Genomic DNA, 13920 nt, shown 5'->3' with positions numbered 1-13920 from the left:
TCGGGATGGCGGGTGCGCTTGCGCTTACCCGCCCTACGGCCAGGTCGATTGTGAATGGCGGGTGCGCTTGCGCTTACCCGCCCTATGGCCAGGTTGGTTGTGAATGGCGGGTGCGCTTGCGCTTACCCGCCCTACGGACAGGTTGGTTGTGAATGGCGGGTGCGCTTGCGCTTACCCGCCCTACGGCCAGGTGGGTTGTGAATGGCGGGTGCGCTTGCGCTTACCCGCCCTACGGACAGGTTGGTTGTGAATGGCGGGTGCGCTTGCGCTTACCCGCCCTACGGGATCGGTTGGTTCTGTGTAGGGCGGGTAAGCGCAGCGCACCCGCCGATGTCATGCACCCGCCATAAAAAAGGCTGCCATCGGCAGCCTCTTCACGTTTACGGCGCGCAGAAACCTTATACCAGGCTTCCCCACAGATCATACTCGTCGGCGTTCTCCACCTTCACGCGCACCACATCGCCCGGCTTCAGTTTGGTTTCACCGTTCAGGTACACCGCGCCGTCGATTTCCGGGGCGTCCGCCATGCTGCGGCCAATCGCGCCTTCCTCGTCCACTTCATCAATAATAACCAGGATCTCGCGGCCCACTTTCTCCTGCAGACGCTCGGCGGAAATCTGCTGCTGCAACGCCATAAAGCGATTCCAGCGCTCTTCTTTCACCTCTTCCGGCACCTGATCCGGCAGATCGTTGGCGGTGGCGCCTTCAACCGGGCTGTACTTAAAGCAGCCCACGCGATCCAGACGCGCCTCTTTCAGGAAATCGAGCAGCATCTGGAAATCGTCTTCGGTTTCGCCAGGGAAGCCGACGATAAACGTCGAGCGCAGGGTCAGCTCCGGGCAGATCTCGCGCCACTGCTTGATGCGCGCCAGCTGGCGGTCTACCGAACCAGGACGCTTCATCAGCTTCAGAATCCGCGGGCTGGCGTGTTGCAACGGGATATCCAGATACGGCAGGATTTTGCCTTCCGCCATCAGCGGGATCACATCGTCCACGTGCGGGTACGGGTAGACGTAATGCAGACGCACCCAGACGCCGAGCTTCGCGAGCTGTTCGCACAGGCTCACCATGCTGGTTTTAACCGGGGAGCCGTTCCAGAAGCCGGTGCGGTGTTTCACGTCCACGCCGTAAGCGGAGGTGTCCTGCGAAATCACCAGCAGCTCTTTGACGCCCGCTTCCACCAGACGTTTCGCCTCGGCCAGCACGTCGCCAATCGGGCGGCTGTCGAGATCGCCGCGCATCGACGGGATAATGCAGAAGGTGCAGCGATGGTTGCAGCCTTCGGAAATTTTCAGGTAGGCGTAGTGGCGCGGCGTCAGTTTTACACCCTGTTCAGGCACGAGGCTCAGGAACGGGTTGTGCTTCGGCTTCGGCACATAGTGATGAACATGTTGCAGCACCTGCTCGTAGCTGTGCGGCCCGGTGATCTCCAGCACTTTCGGGTGCACTTCGCGGATCTGATCTTCTTTCGCGCCGAGACAGCCGGTGACAATCACCTTGCCGTTTTCATTCAGCGCCTCGCCGATCGCCTCCAGCGACTCCTGCACCGCGCTGTCGATAAACCCGCAGGTGTTGACGATAACCATATCGGCGTCGTCATAGCGTGGCACCACGTCGTAGCCCTCGGTGCGAAGCTCTGTCAGGATGCGCTCAGAGTCCACCAGGTTTTTTGGGCAGCCCAGCGAAACGAAGCCGATCTTTGGCTGCTGCATTACATTGCTCATAGGTCAAAAATTCATCATTTATGGAGTTATCAGGGCGGGGATTTTACAGAGGTTGGTGGGAAATTTGTACTGGTATCTTGCGCCTGCGCGATGTTAAAGATTTTGTAAAAGTCCGCCGGGCCGTTCTGCGGCTGGCTACCCTTAATCGGGACTGCCATAAGGAGAACGCCATGCCGCTACGCTCGCCCCGTTTACTCGCTCTGTTGCTCGTTGTGAGCGCCTCCGCCGCCGCGCTGCCTGCAAAGGTGGATGTGCTTGCCGATAATCTCGAAAACCCGTGGTCACTGGCGTTTCTGCCGGATAACCAGGGCATGCTGATAACGCTTCGCGGCGGCGAGCTGAAACGCTGGCAGCCGGGCAAAGGGCTTTCCGCCGCCATCTCCGGCGTGCCGACGGTCTGGCATCAGGGGCAGGGCGGCCTGCTGGATGTAGTGCTGGCGCCCGATTTTAACGAGAGCCGCCGCGTCTGGCTGAGTTACGCCGAAGGCGGCAGCGACGGTAAAGCGGGCACTGCGGTGGGCTACGGGCGGCTTAGCGACGATATGCAGCGGCTGGAAAATTTTAAGGTCGTGTTCCGCCAGCAGCCGAAGCTCTCGGTGGGCAACCATTTTGGCGGGCGTATGGCGTTTGACGGTAAAGGCCATCTGTTCATCGCGCTTGGCGAAAACAACCAGCGCCCGACGGCGCAGGATCTCGATAAGCTTCAGGGCAAAGTGGTGCGCCTGACGGAGAACGGCGACGTGCCGAAAGATAACCCGTTTGTCGGCAAACAGGGCGTGCGCCCGGAGATCTGGTCTTACGGCATTCGCAACCCGCAGGGGCTGGCGCTCAACCCGTGGAGCCAGACGATATGGCTTAATGAGCACGGCCCGAAAGGCGGCGATGAAATCAATATTCCTGAAGCGGGCAAAAATTACGGCTGGCCGCTTGCCACCTGGGGCATTAACTACAGCGGCGAGCCTATTCCGGAGGCCAAAGGCGGCGAAGCGCCGGGCACCGAACAGCCCCTGTTCTACTGGAAAGTCTCGCCCGCGGTGAGCGGCATGGCGTTTTATAACGCCGATAAATTTCCGCAGTGGAAAAATAAGCTGTTTATCGGCGCGCTCAAGGAGCAGAACCTGATCCAGCTGTCGGTGAACGGCAATCAAGTGACGGAAGATGGCCGACTGCTGGAGAAAGAGAACAAGCGTATTCGCGACGTGCGCGTCGGGCCGGACGGCTTCCTGTATGTGCTGACCGACGAAACCGACGGTCAGCTGCTGAAAGTCAGCCCGGCGTCGTGATCAGCTCACCGGGATCATCACGATATTGCGAAAAGCCGGACGCTCGGTGAGCTGCTGATACCAGCGCTCCAGGTGCGGGCGCGTCGTCCACTCGATGCCGACGTTAAAGAGGTTATAGATGTGCGGCGCAGGGGCCATATCGGCGATGCCGAACGCGTCGCCGGAGAGCCACGGGGTTTTCGCCAGTTCGGCGTCAAGAATGGCGAACAGCGCATCGCACTGCTTTTTGCTCTCTTCAATCAGCGCCGGGTCGCGCTGCTCGGGCGGCGTGCGCACCAGGCTGAAGACGACGCCGCGGTGCGGCGCAGGCAGCGTGCTGATGGCCCAGTCCATCCACTTTTCGCCGCGGGCGCGCTCAACGGGGCTTTCCAGCCACAGGCGGCCCTGGCCATACTGCGCTGCCAGATAACGCACAATGGTGTTGGATTCCCACAGCACCAGACCGGTTTCATCGTCGCGCAGGCACGGTACCAGCCCGTTCGGGTTCATCTCCAGATAATCCGCGTCGTGGTTAATGCCATATTTGCCGCCTGCCGGAATGCGGTTGTACGGCAGCTCCAGCTCTTCCAGACACCACAGCACCTTCTTCACGTTAGTGGAATTTTCTCGACCCCATACGGTAATCATATCTTGCTCCTTTGCAGATGAACGATGCCGCGGCGACGGCGCGCCACGAAGATATTCCATGGTGGAATAATCCCCGCGCTTTCGCAACTGCCTGAAAATGCCGTGTCACTTTGTGACCGGAAAGTGAAACTTTAAAAACTTTACCCCCGTGCTGTTTCATTGATGGCGTTTGTGCGTTATTACTCATCTTTTCACCGATACGGTTGATTTGTAGTAGTTTCTGGAATGGATATTCAGGTGGCTCTTATGACCTCATTCTCACGCTCCGGCGCTCGTCGCGTGCTGGCTCTCTCAGGCGCGTTTCTATTGATTTCTCTCTCCACCGCCCACGCGGCCGACCCGATTGCGCCCGCCGCGCCGGACGTCGACGCCCGCGCCTGGATCCTGATGGACTATCACAGCGGCAAAGTGCTGGCAGAAGGCAACGCGGATGAAAAACTCGATCCGGCAAGCCTCACCAAACTGATGACCAGCTATGTGGTCGGCCAGGCGCTCAAGGCGGGGAAAATTCATCTCGATGATAAAGTGACCGTCGGCAAAGACGCCTGGGCGACCGGCAACCCGGCGCTGCGCGGCTCGTCGCTGATGTTCTTAAAACCCGGCGATCAGGTGTCGGTGGCCGATCTCAACAAAGGCGTGATTATTCAGTCCGGCAATGACGCCAGTATTGCTATCGCCGATTATGTGGCGGGCAGCCAGGACGCGTTTGTCAGCCTGATGAACGGCTACGCCAAACGCCTGGGGCTGACTAACACGACCTTTAAAACGGTCCACGGCCTCGATGCGCCGGGGCAGTTCAGCACCGCGCGCGATATGGCGCTGCTCGGCAAGGCGCTGATCCACGACGTGCCGGATGAATACGCCATCCATAAAGAGAAAGAGTTTACGTTCAATAAGATCCGCCAGCCGAACCGCAACCGGCTGTTGTGGAGCAGCAGCATGAACGTCGACGGAATGAAAACCGGCACTACAGCGGGCGCGGGCTATAACCTGGTCGCCTCGGCGACGCAGGGCGATATGCGCCTGATCTCGGTTGTGCTGGGCGCGAAAACCGACGGCATTCGCTTTCGCGAATCGGAAAAACTGCTGACCTGGGGCTTCCGCTTCTTTGAAACCGTCACGCCGATTAAGCCGGATGCCGCGTTCGTTAACCAGCGCGTCTGGTTTGGCGACAGCAGCGAAGTGAAACTCGGCGCGGGCGAGGCGGGTTCTGTGACGATCCCCAAAGGCCAGCTGAAAAACCTCAAAGCCACCTATACGCTCAATTCGCCGCAGCTTACCGCGCCGCTGAAACAGGGCCAGGTGGTGGGCACTATCGATTTCCAGCTGAACGGCAAGAGCATCGAGCAGCGCCCGCTGGTGGTCATGGAAGCGGTAAATGAAGGCGGCTTCTTCAGCCGGATGTGGGATTTCGTGCTGATGAAATTCCATCAGTGGTTCGGGAGCTGGTTCTCGTAAAAATGTGCTCCCGGCTTACGGGAGCGTTTACCACATCACGCTGACGTTTGCCGCCTGCGCCCAGGCGATAAACGCGTCGTCGGGCATCTGGTCGGTCGTGATGGTATCAAACGCCTCAAGCGGCCCCATACAGGCGGGCCGCACCTGCCCAAATTTGCTGTGGTCCGCCACAATCACGTGACGCTGGGCCATTTCCAGCGCCCAGTGTTTCACCGGCAATTCGTCGAGATTAAAACAGGTCGCGCCATATTGCGGATGCACGCCCGCTGCCGAAAAAAAGGCGATATCGGGGCAGAGATTGCGCAGCGTCTCCTGGAAATTGAGCGGCTTGAAAATCGCGTTGCTCGCGTGGAATTCGCCGCCGCAGAGAATAACGCGACAGTGCGGTTTCTCCTGGAGCGCCAGAAAGGTGTTGAGCGAATAGCAGATGCCGGTGAAGGGCAGGGCGTCGTCCAGCGCGTCGATGACCCACGGCGTGGTTGTGCCGCAGTCGAAAAAGAGCGTCTGGTGCGGGCGCGCAAGCGACGCCGCGAGCGCGGCCGCGTGACGTTTCTCCTCCACCAGCCGGGTCTGCTCATCGCTTAACAGGTAGCGGCTTACCGCCACGCCGCGCGGCTCCAGCACAATATAGCCGCCAAGCAGCGTGACCGGCGCGTCATTACCCTGCAGGTCGCGGCGAATCGTCATCTCCGAGACGCCAAGCAGCGCCGCCGCCTCTTTGAGATGCATTTTATCCTGTCGCTTTAGTGCCTGTAGCAGTTGCGCCAGCCGCTCATCACGCCGCGTTTCCATAGTTCCTCTTGCTCAACCCGGCACCACGCCCGTCGCGCGGTGCCTGAAAAGTCGTGCAATCTTACCTGTGGACCTGCGGTTAGTCACGCACCCAGCCTTTACGGATGGGCAGCGCGAAGCAGAGACGATAGAGCTGGCGCAGCGTGCGGTAGAGCGGTTCGCCAAGCGGTGCCCAGAGGATCTGCGCGCTCAGGCAGGCGAGCATCGCCACCAGCAGACCGCCCGCCATATCGAGCGGCCAGTGGACGCCGAGATAGACGCGCGACCAGGCAATCGCGCAGGCGACGGCCATTAACAGCGCGCCAGACCAGACGCGGTGCCAGAAGAGAAACGCCAGCGCGAAGGTGAAAATCACGGTGCCGTGATCGCTTGGATAGGAGTCGTCAGGCGCGTGCGGCAGGAACTGATGACCGAGGCCGACCACAAACGGGCGCGGATGCGGAAACAGATGGCCCGCAAGCCAGGAGACGGCGAGGCTGATGAGCAGCGCCAGCGCGAACTTCACCACCAGCCTGCGCTCGGTCGGACGCCAGAGCCACAGTACCACCGGCAGCAGCGGCACAATCGAGATGAGATCGCGCGCGATAAAGGTCGCCAGCGCGATAAGCCAGCCCGGCGACGCGGGCGTCGCGTTAATTTGCAAAAACAGAAATTGATTCAACGCTTCCATCATAGGGTTGCGGGTTCCTTATTCATCAATGTGGTGGTCACGCCCCACGTCACCACCTGCGTGAGCCACACCCACCAGCCTGCCCACAGGTTATGGGTGAAGAAATGCGCGCCGCGCATCACCTGGCCGAAGCCCATCGCGAGCCCGAGTGCAATGCCCGCCGCCAGCGCCAGCCGGGCGTATCCCGGATGCTCACGCTTAAGGCCGAACCAGAGGCCCATCACCATAAAGCCGCTGGAGGCGTGCCCGCCAGGGAAACACCGACCAGGGCCGCTGCCGTCCGGTACCGCGCCAAAAAGCGGATAGGAGAGCGCCTTTCCGCCATACTCAACGAGATCCCACGGACAGCTGTGATGGCTGGTAGCCTTCAGGATGCCGACGACGGCAGCGCCAAGACCCATCAGCACCGCGACCATCATCCAGCGCGGATGGCGACGAATCACGCCATACAGCAGGCTCCCGACGGCGACCGCGATGGCGCAATATTTGGCGAGCCGGTGATTGAGCAGATCAAGCCAGTGGTTGTCCTGCCAGGGAAAATTCCCTGCCGCGGCGTCAAACCACATCTGCGTCAGCCCGCGGTCCAGCGTTTCGGTGCGTGAAAGCCAGGTGAACAGCACGCCCAGCGCCGTTAACAGCGCAAGCTGACCAACATAAAAGCGCACGGGCAGGGAATAAAGGGAGATTGTCTTATTTATCCGGGGCCTGGCGGGCCAGAAAAGCGGAGATAAAGTACGCATCGCGGCGTCATCCGGAAGCTGAAAAGGGCCAGCATAAAGCGGCTTACTTAAGAAAACCTTAAACAATAGAGCTAAAGGCGCGCCACGCCGGTTTGTCGCACATAATTCACTATCGCGCGGCGCGGCAATTCATTACACTTTGCGCGATTTTATTGATGGATGACTCATGCAAACTCACGCAAACCGAACCGGACGTCTCGGACGCCAGGCGCTGCTGTTCCCGCTCTGCCTGGTGCTCTACGAATTCTCGACTTATATCGGCAACGACATGATCCAGCCGGGCATGCTCGCGGTCGTCGAACAGTATCAGGCGGGCGTCGAATGGGTGCCCACCTCTATGACCGCCTATCTCGCGGGCGGCATGTTTTTACAGTGGCTGCTCGGCCCGCTCTCTGACCGTATCGGCAGACGCCCGGTGATGCTGGCGGGCGTGGCGTGGTTTATCGTCACCTGTCTTGCCACGTTGCTCGCCCGGGACATTGAACAGTTCACCGTGCTGCGCTTTTTGCAGGGCATCAGCCTGTGCTTTATCGGCGCGGTGGGTTATGCCGCGATTCAGGAGTCGTTTGAAGAGGCGGTGTGTATCAAAATCACCGCGTTAATGGCGAACGTCGCGCTTATCGCGCCGCTGCTGGGGCCGCTCGTCGGGGCTGCCTGGGTACACGCCGCGCCCTGGGAGATGATGTTTGTGCTTTTCGCCGTGCTGGCGGCCATCTCGTTCTTTGGCCTGTGGCGCGCTATGCCGGAGACGGCCACGCGGCTTGGCGAGAAGCTGTCGCTGCGTGAACTGGGCCGTGACTATAAAGCCGTGCTGAAAAACCTGCGCTTTGTGTCCGGGGCGCTGGCGATAGGTTTTGTCAGCCTGCCGCTGCTGGCGTGGATTGCGCAGTCGCCGGTCATTATCATCAGCGGCGAGCAGATGAGCACCTATGAATATGGCCTGTTGCAGGTGCCGATTTTCGGCGCGCTGATCATCGGCAACCTGGTGCTGGCGAAGCTCACCGCCCGGCGCTCCGTGCGCTCGCTGATTGTGATGGGCGGCTGGCCGATGATGTTCGGGCTGGCGCTGGCGGCGCTCGCCACGGTGATTTCATCGCACGCGTACCTCTGGATGACGGCGGGGCTCAGCATCTACGCTTTCGGCATCGGCATTGCTAACGCGGGCCTGGTGCGCCTGACGCTCTTTGCCAGCGACATCAGCAAAGGCACCGTTTCAGCGGCGATGGGCATGTTGCAGATGACCATTTTCACGGTGGGTATCGAAATCAGTAAACACGCCTGGCTTGGCGGCGGCAACGCGCTGTTTAACCTGTTTAACTTCGTAAGCGGCCTCCTGTGGCTGGGCCTGATGGTGATTTTCCTGAAGGACAAAACCGTCGGCACCCGCCCGGAAGCGTAACGCATAACGCGACGGCCCGCCCGGGCCGTCGTCTCAGGCGAACGGCGCGTCGCCGTTCAGCACCTTGTCGATAACATCCAGTACACCATCCTGATTATTGGCTGGCGCACGATAGCGCGCGACCTTGTGAATCGCCTCCGGCGCGTTGTCCATCGCGAACCCAAACCCCGCGTGGCGCAGCATCTCGACGTCATTGCCGCCGTCGCCAAACGCCACGACCTCGCTGTCTGCAATGCCCCAGCGCTGTTGCAGCATCTGAATGCCGTTGGCTTTGTGCAGCCCTGGAATGATGAGATCAATAGAGCCGTGGCCGCTTGAGACCGGCACCACGATGCCTTCAAACGCCTCGGTCAGTTCGTCCATTCTTTTCAGCAGCTGGATATCCGGCAGGTTGAGCGCGAATTTAAAGAAAATGTCCCGCGCGTCGTGCAGGTCGTCGACAAAATCCAGGCGGTGATAGTAGCGCGCCGCCATGTTTTTGAAGCGCTCATCGTAGCGCTTAAGCGTGTAGCCGCTGTTTTTTCCGCAGGCGATAATCTCTAAATCGTCGAGCGTCATCAGGTGGTCAATGACGTGACGATACTCGTCATCACTCAGCTCGCCGTTAAAGACATCTTCGCCTTCGCAGACCACCCACGCGCCGTTTTCCGCCACGAAGGCGATGTCGTCGGCGATGTCCGGAAAGAACGACGTTAACTGGTAATACTGGTTGCCGCTCGCTACCACAAAACGGATGCCGCGGGCTTTCATTTCGGCGTACTGCTTAAGAAAACGCTCGCGGTGATAGGTTTTGTCGTCGCGTAAAAAGGTGCCGTCCATATCCACGGCGATTAACTTAACTGTCATAAACGCTCCTTAAGGATTTACCAGGCCGGACGCGGTAAAAGTGCGGATAATGGCCTGTTAACATAAGCTGTGGTTATTAAAAGGATTTTCACTTAATTCAAATTTACACCTAAAGCTAAACTGCCTGGGGGCCGATAGTAGCCTTGTTAACGACTCTCCGATGTGCGAAACGGCAACCCTATGGCGACTATCTTCAACAACCTGATGTCTGGCAGTGTCCTGACGCAGCAGAAAAAAACGGCCGCTAGCTTAAGCCAGTCCATCGAGCGGCTCTCATCCGGCATGCGCATTAACAGCGCGAAGGACGACGCCGCCGGGCAGGCTATTGCCAACCGTATGTCTGCCACGCTCAGGGCGAATGACGTGGCCTCGCGCAGCATGAACGACGGGGTAAGCCTCTCGCAGACGGCCGAGGGCGCGCTTTCTGAAGTCACCGATCTGCTGACGCGCGCAAAATCGCTGGCGGTGCAGTCCGCAACCGGCACGCTGGACGCAAGCGATCGCGCGGCGATCTCCGCTGAATTCAGCGAGATCAAAGCGCAGATAGACGCCATTTCCACAGGGACGACGATTTTCGGCAAATATCCGCTGGCGCCCGCGGCATCCCCGCCACCACCCGCGTCGCAGCTCGGTAATATTCCGTCTATCAACCAGCGCTTCCCGGTGCCGGGCCAGCAGTACACCTTTACCTCCGGGCTGGTGCCGCTGGCCTATATTCCCGCTGGCGCAACTGACATTACGCTGACGATTAACTCGGGCTGGATGGATGACGATATCCAGCTGTTCAGCCGTGATGGCAGCCATCTCGTCGGTACGCCGGTGAATGGCCCCACGCGCGACTTCACCTGGACGAATAACGGCGTGAACAGCACCGCGACGGCGAATACCAAAATCATCTCCACCGATAACGGTTTTTTGCCGGGTGCCAGCTACAGCGACGCGAACCTGACACAGGGGCCGCCCACTTACAACGTGAGCGGCGGCGCGGTGAAGCAGTACAACGGCATGACCATCACCTACAGTGGCGACGGCGACCGCTACGAGACGCCCGCGACGGGCTGGGCCAACAACGGTACGGTGTCGCCGGGCAACTATCTTGAGCGTTTGTCCATTGATAAGGTGACGGAAGATGTGATCATCATGGTGGTGGGCAACGGCTCGTTTTACGGCCAGATGACCTGGACCAAACTGCCGAAACCAACCGATCCGCCGGATAACGGGCCGGTCAGCACCGATACGGATATCGTGATGAGCGCCGACTACGGCGAGGCGGTGCAGTATAAAACCATTCCCGGCACGCCTTCGGACACCAAAACGCTCGGCCTTGATACCGCGCGGCTTGATAATCAGCAGAGCGCGTCGCAGGCGATAGACGCCATCGATCATGCGATCGATACCGTAAGCGCGTATCGCGGCACTTACGGGAGTCTGGTGAATACGTTCGATTCGGCGAAGGCCGGGCTGGCGCAGGATACCGCCGCCACGACCGCCGCGCGCAGCCGCATCGAAGACGCGGATTTCGCGCAGGAGGCGAGCAACCTCAGCCGGACGCAGATCCTGCAACAGGCCGGGGACGCCGTGCTGGCGCAGGCGAACCAGCAGGCGCAGAACGTGCTCTCGCTTCTTAAATAACGTCACGCGCCTGCCCGGAGGCTGACTCATCCGGTGTCGCAGGTTTCGCCACCGCACGCGCCACCACCGCCGCCAGCGCCACCAGCGTTAATACCACCAGCATCGCGCTGCGTAATCCGTAATGTTCCCCCAGGAAGCCGAGTAACGGCGGGCCCACCAGGAAGGCGACATAGCCTGCCGTTGCCACCACGCTCACGCGCACCGGCGCATCCGGCCCGGTATCGCTCGCCGCCGAAATGGTCAGCGGGAAGCCGAGCGACGCGCCCAGCCCCCACAGCAGCACCGACACGCTCGCGATAATCGGGTTATCGATAAAGATAATCAGCCCGATGCCGAGTGCGCCCATCATGGCGCTGGCGCGCACCACATTCACGCGGCTGTAGCGGTCGATAAACCAGCCGCCAAAGAAGCGTCCGAGCGTCATACCGAGCGTGAAACCGGCGTAGATCAGCGAGCCGGAAGTGGGGCTAAAACCGTGACCGTCCACCATCAATAACGGCAGCCAGTCGTTGGCGGAGCCTTCGGCAAACGCCATCGCCAGGACAATCAGGCCAATCAGCAGCAACTGGGTATCTTTCCAGAACGGGAGATGACCGGCAGGGCGCTGCTGGCGCGCTTCTTTCGCCTCTTTACCGACGCCGTAGGGAATAGCCCGCAGCCCGATAATAATCGGGATAATGGTAACCAGCGTGGCGATGGTAAGGTGCAGATCGGCGCGGAAATGGAACGCCGTCAGGCTCAGGCCGATGCCCGCGCCAATCAGCGTGCCGAGGCTGTAAAAGCCGTGCATCATCGGCAGCACGGTTTTGTTCTGTAGCTGTTCAACCGTCGCGCCTTCGACATTGAGCGCCACTTCGGCGGACCCCATCCCCGCGCCCAGCACCGCCAGCCCGCAGGCAAACAGCAGCGGCGAGGCGAGCCACAGCGCGAGCGCCATCAGCAACATGCCGATAACCCCAAGCGCCATGCCGTTGCGGATAACCGTATGTGTGCCGAGGCGCTTCACCAGCCAGCCGGAGCAGAGAATGCCGCTCATGGAGCCAACCGAAAGCCCGAACAGCACAATGCCCATCCCGGCGGTGGAGACCGCCAGCACGTCACGAATGGACGGCGTGCGGGTCGCCCAGGAGGCCATCAGCAATCCTGGCAGAAAGAAAAACAGAAACAGCGCCCACGTCCGGTGACGCAGCGCGGAAGAGTGATTCACGTCGGATGACATAGCCCATTCGCCTGGAGTGAAAAAGAAACCTTTAAAACGTAGCAAGGTTGTGTACATTTGTACACATACAGAAAATGCTTTTCCGGTTGAGAATTCGACACCCATGGCGACACGACAAAACGACCCGCAGCGCCGCGAGCGCATTCTGGAAGCGACGCTCGCCTGCATCGCCACGCACGGCTTTCATCATATTACGCACCGCAAAATCGCCCTTGAGGCAGGCGTGCCGCTGGGCTCCGTCACTTATTATTTCACCTCGCTGGAGGCATTGCTGGCCGAGGCGTTTACGCGTTTCGCCGAGAGCATGTCGCGCCAGTACCAGGCATTGATGGCAAAGGCGCAGAGCCGCGAGGAAGCCTGCGAGGCATTAACGGCGCTGATTTGCGGCGCGCAGGTGACGACGCCTGAAAATATGGAGCTGATGTACCAGCTCTACGCCTACGCGAGCCGCCAGCCGCAACTTAAAATCATCATGCAGGACTGGATGCGCCGCAGCCAGCAGACGCTCGAAACCTGGTTCGACCCGGCGACCGCCCGCGCGCTTGATGCGTTTGTCGAAGGGATGACGCTGCACTACGTGGTCGACCGCGAGCCGCTGAAGGAGGCGGAGATCCGGGTAATAGTGTTGAGACTCGCCGGAGTCGATTAAATCCGCTTCAAAAATTAAGTGAGTCAAAAGGGAAGGTTTTATGTGCCTTTACATAATAACATTTTGGTTAACAAACAGGCGAAAATAGAAATGGGTCGTTATTGATCGGCTTGTCACTATACGTAGCTCAGCGCTTTATCATGCTCGCCGACAATATATTTTCTTAACTTTTTTGTGAAGTGGACATGTAGTATGGTGCCTAAGGTTATCCATAGCAAAATAAGCTCAGTGAAAGGCAGCATGACATATACAAATGTTTTTTCCTTCGGATAAACTTTTATCGAATTAGTCAGGTAACGCTGGCCTTCTTGCGTAAGAAAGAGATCGCAAATCCCTTTCTTTACTTCTGGTGATGGTAAGATACTTTGAGTGGCAACTCGGGTAATGTTCGAGGTACATTCGGCTTTACGCATATTCCACTTGCTTCTGGCAACAATGTTTGCCTGCCAGGCTGAATCGCGAGAAATATAAAAATATTCTCCGGTAGGCTTCCAGATAAGAAGGGCGTGCTCACCGGGAGTCTTAGCAGTGCGGATAACTACCGGAGCAGAAAAGCAAAAGGAACCGATAAAGAATAAAGCAAAGACACAAGGTAGGAACTTATCAAGTCTTTTGATTTCAGGTATCTTTTTTGTCGAAAGTGGGATCATAAAAAAACGTAATAAGGAAGAAGGTATACCTGCATTTTCGAGAGTTTTAGCTTCTCCTTCACGCGGTTTTACAAGCTTGCTTTTTATATTAATTAGGAGTTTAAATACTGTCCCGATGGCTGTTACCAGCGTGATAATTGTCGCAACCGGCGCATTGGTAAACTCTGTGCTTATCATCTCTGTAATCGAATGCATTTTTCTGAATCCTGTGCGTGCTTGCTGTTTTTTATT

The 13920-nt window shown here is 58.8% G+C and carries 13 protein-coding genes; 5 read left to right on the top strand and 8 right to left on the bottom strand.

Annotated features, from left to right (window positions below; translation table 11 throughout):
• Positions 1-398 precede the first annotated feature (398 nt).
• Positions 399-1724: a 30S ribosomal protein S12 methylthiotransferase RimO gene (gene rimO / locus G6041_RS08665; protein ID WP_007866226.1), complete on the bottom strand. Its 1326-nt coding sequence runs from the start codon at positions 1722-1724 to the stop codon at positions 399-401.
• Positions 1725-1894: 170 nt separating this feature from the next.
• Between rimO and G6041_RS08660 the strand changes: the two genes are divergently transcribed.
• On the top strand, positions 1895-3007 hold the full coding sequence (locus G6041_RS08660) for a PQQ-dependent sugar dehydrogenase (RefSeq protein WP_041460561.1): 1113 nt from the start codon (positions 1895-1897) through the stop codon (positions 3005-3007).
• On the opposite strand, the gene G6041_RS08655 is transcribed toward G6041_RS08660, so the two are convergent.
• Positions 3008-3634: a glutathione S-transferase family protein gene (locus tag G6041_RS08655; RefSeq protein ID WP_012125257.1), complete on the bottom strand. Its 627-nt coding sequence runs from the start codon at positions 3632-3634 to the stop codon at positions 3008-3010. It lies immediately after the preceding gene.
• Between the two features lie 246 nt (positions 3635-3880).
• Between G6041_RS08655 and dacC the strand changes: the two genes are divergently transcribed.
• Positions 3881-5092 (top strand): serine-type D-Ala-D-Ala carboxypeptidase, encoded by a 1212-nt coding sequence (gene dacC / locus G6041_RS08650; RefSeq protein WP_032981418.1) that lies wholly within the window; start codon positions 3881-3883, stop codon positions 5090-5092.
• A gap of 27 nt (positions 5093-5119) precedes the next feature.
• Here the strand turns inward: dacC and deoR are convergent, their stop codons facing one another.
• The 3 genes from deoR to G6041_RS08635 all read right to left on the bottom strand — a co-directional run bounded on the left by deoR (position 5120) and on the right by G6041_RS08635 (position 7294).
• Positions 5120-5884, bottom strand: coding sequence for a DNA-binding transcriptional repressor DeoR (deoR, locus tag G6041_RS08645; RefSeq protein ID WP_012125255.1), 765 nt, complete (start codon positions 5882-5884; stop codon positions 5120-5122).
• A 79-nt stretch (positions 5885-5963) separates the two neighbouring features.
• The gene (gene ybjG / locus G6041_RS08640) at positions 5964-6557 is read right to left on the bottom strand and encodes an undecaprenyl-diphosphate phosphatase (protein ID WP_007901377.1); all 594 of its coding nucleotides are present in this window, start codon (positions 6555-6557) and stop codon (positions 5964-5966) included.
• Positions 6554-7294, bottom strand: a complete 741-nt coding sequence (locus tag G6041_RS08635) for a phosphatase PAP2 family protein (RefSeq protein ID WP_041460560.1) — start codon at positions 7292-7294, stop codon at positions 6554-6556. The genes ybjG and G6041_RS08635 overlap by 4 nt, the downstream gene beginning before the upstream one ends.
• Positions 7295-7460: 166 nt before the next feature.
• Between G6041_RS08635 and G6041_RS08630 the strand changes: the two genes are divergently transcribed.
• Entirely contained in the window at positions 7461-8693 is a 1233-nt protein-coding gene (locus G6041_RS08630; protein WP_012125253.1) for an MFS transporter, read from the top strand.
• Between the two features lie 33 nt (positions 8694-8726).
• On the opposite strand, the gene G6041_RS08625 is transcribed toward G6041_RS08630, so the two are convergent.
• Complete coding sequence (locus G6041_RS08625; RefSeq protein WP_012125252.1) at positions 8727-9539, bottom strand: Cof-type HAD-IIB family hydrolase; 813 nt, start codon at positions 9537-9539, stop codon at positions 8727-8729.
• Positions 9540-9719: 180 nt separating this feature from the next.
• Here G6041_RS08625 and G6041_RS21555 point away from each other — a divergent pair, with 180 nt between their 5' ends.
• Positions 9720-11171 (top strand): flagellin N-terminal helical domain-containing protein, encoded by a 1452-nt coding sequence (locus G6041_RS21555; RefSeq protein WP_012125251.1) that lies wholly within the window; start codon positions 9720-9722, stop codon positions 11169-11171.
• Here G6041_RS21555 and G6041_RS08615 read toward each other — a convergent pair.
• Complete coding sequence (locus tag G6041_RS08615; protein ID WP_041460559.1) at positions 11164-12390, bottom strand: MFS transporter; 1227 nt, start codon at positions 12388-12390, stop codon at positions 11164-11166. The two genes, G6041_RS21555 and G6041_RS08615, sit on opposite strands and share 8 nt — an antisense overlap.
• Positions 12391-12493: 103 nt before the next feature.
• On the opposite strand from G6041_RS08615, the gene G6041_RS08610 reads away from it, so the two are divergent.
• A complete protein-coding gene (locus tag G6041_RS08610; RefSeq protein WP_012125249.1) occupies positions 12494-13039 on the top strand; it encodes a TetR/AcrR family transcriptional regulator in 546 nt (181 codons plus the stop codon).
• A gap of 116 nt (positions 13040-13155) precedes the next feature.
• Here G6041_RS08610 and G6041_RS08605 read toward each other — a convergent pair whose 3' ends face one another.
• The gene (locus tag G6041_RS08605; RefSeq protein ID WP_012125248.1) at positions 13156-13884 is read right to left on the bottom strand and encodes a DUF6216 family protein; all 729 of its coding nucleotides are present in this window, start codon (positions 13882-13884) and stop codon (positions 13156-13158) included.
• Positions 13885-13920: the final 36 nt, after the last annotated feature.

The sequence above is a fragment of the Cronobacter sp. HA18003 genome (assembly GCF_011605905.1).
Classification (GTDB): Bacteria; Pseudomonadota; Gammaproteobacteria; order Enterobacterales; family Enterobacteriaceae; genus Cronobacter; species Cronobacter sakazakii.
This window is presented reverse-complemented; position numbering and strand designations above follow the sequence as displayed.

Bases quoted from the DNA above. Each gene is read 5' to 3' on its own strand.
- rimO (WP_007866226.1), bottom strand. From the start codon at position 1,724: ATGAGCAATGTAATGCAGCAGCCAAAGATCGGCTTCGTTTCGCTGGGC.
- G6041_RS08660 (WP_041460561.1), top strand. From the start codon at position 1,895: ATGCCGCTACGCTCGCCCCGTTTACTCGCTCTGTTGCTCGTTGTGAGC.
- G6041_RS08655 (WP_012125257.1), bottom strand. From the start codon at position 3,634: ATGATTACCGTATGGGGTCGAGAAAATTCCACTAACGTGAAGAAGGTG.
- dacC (WP_032981418.1), top strand. From the start codon at position 3,881: ATGACCTCATTCTCACGCTCCGGCGCTCGTCGCGTGCTGGCTCTCTCA.
- deoR (WP_012125255.1), bottom strand. From the start codon at position 5,884: ATGGAAACGCGGCGTGATGAGCGGCTGGCGCAACTGCTACAGGCACTA.
- ybjG (WP_007901377.1), bottom strand. From the start codon at position 6,557: ATGATGGAAGCGTTGAATCAATTTCTGTTTTTGCAAATTAACGCGACG.
- G6041_RS08635 (WP_041460560.1), bottom strand. From the start codon at position 7,294: ATGCGTACTTTATCTCCGCTTTTCTGGCCCGCCAGGCCCCGGATAAAT.
- G6041_RS08630 (WP_012125253.1), top strand. From the start codon at position 7,461: ATGCAAACTCACGCAAACCGAACCGGACGTCTCGGACGCCAGGCGCTG.
- G6041_RS08625 (WP_012125252.1), bottom strand. From the start codon at position 9,539: ATGACAGTTAAGTTAATCGCCGTGGATATGGACGGCACCTTTTTACGC.
- G6041_RS21555 (WP_012125251.1), top strand. From the start codon at position 9,720: ATGGCGACTATCTTCAACAACCTGATGTCTGGCAGTGTCCTGACGCAG.
- G6041_RS08615 (WP_041460559.1), bottom strand. From the start codon at position 12,390: ATGTCATCCGACGTGAATCACTCTTCCGCGCTGCGTCACCGGACGTGG.
- G6041_RS08610 (WP_012125249.1), top strand. From the start codon at position 12,494: ATGGCGACACGACAAAACGACCCGCAGCGCCGCGAGCGCATTCTGGAA.
- G6041_RS08605 (WP_012125248.1), bottom strand. From the start codon at position 13,884: ATGCATTCGATTACAGAGATGATAAGCACAGAGTTTACCAATGCGCCG.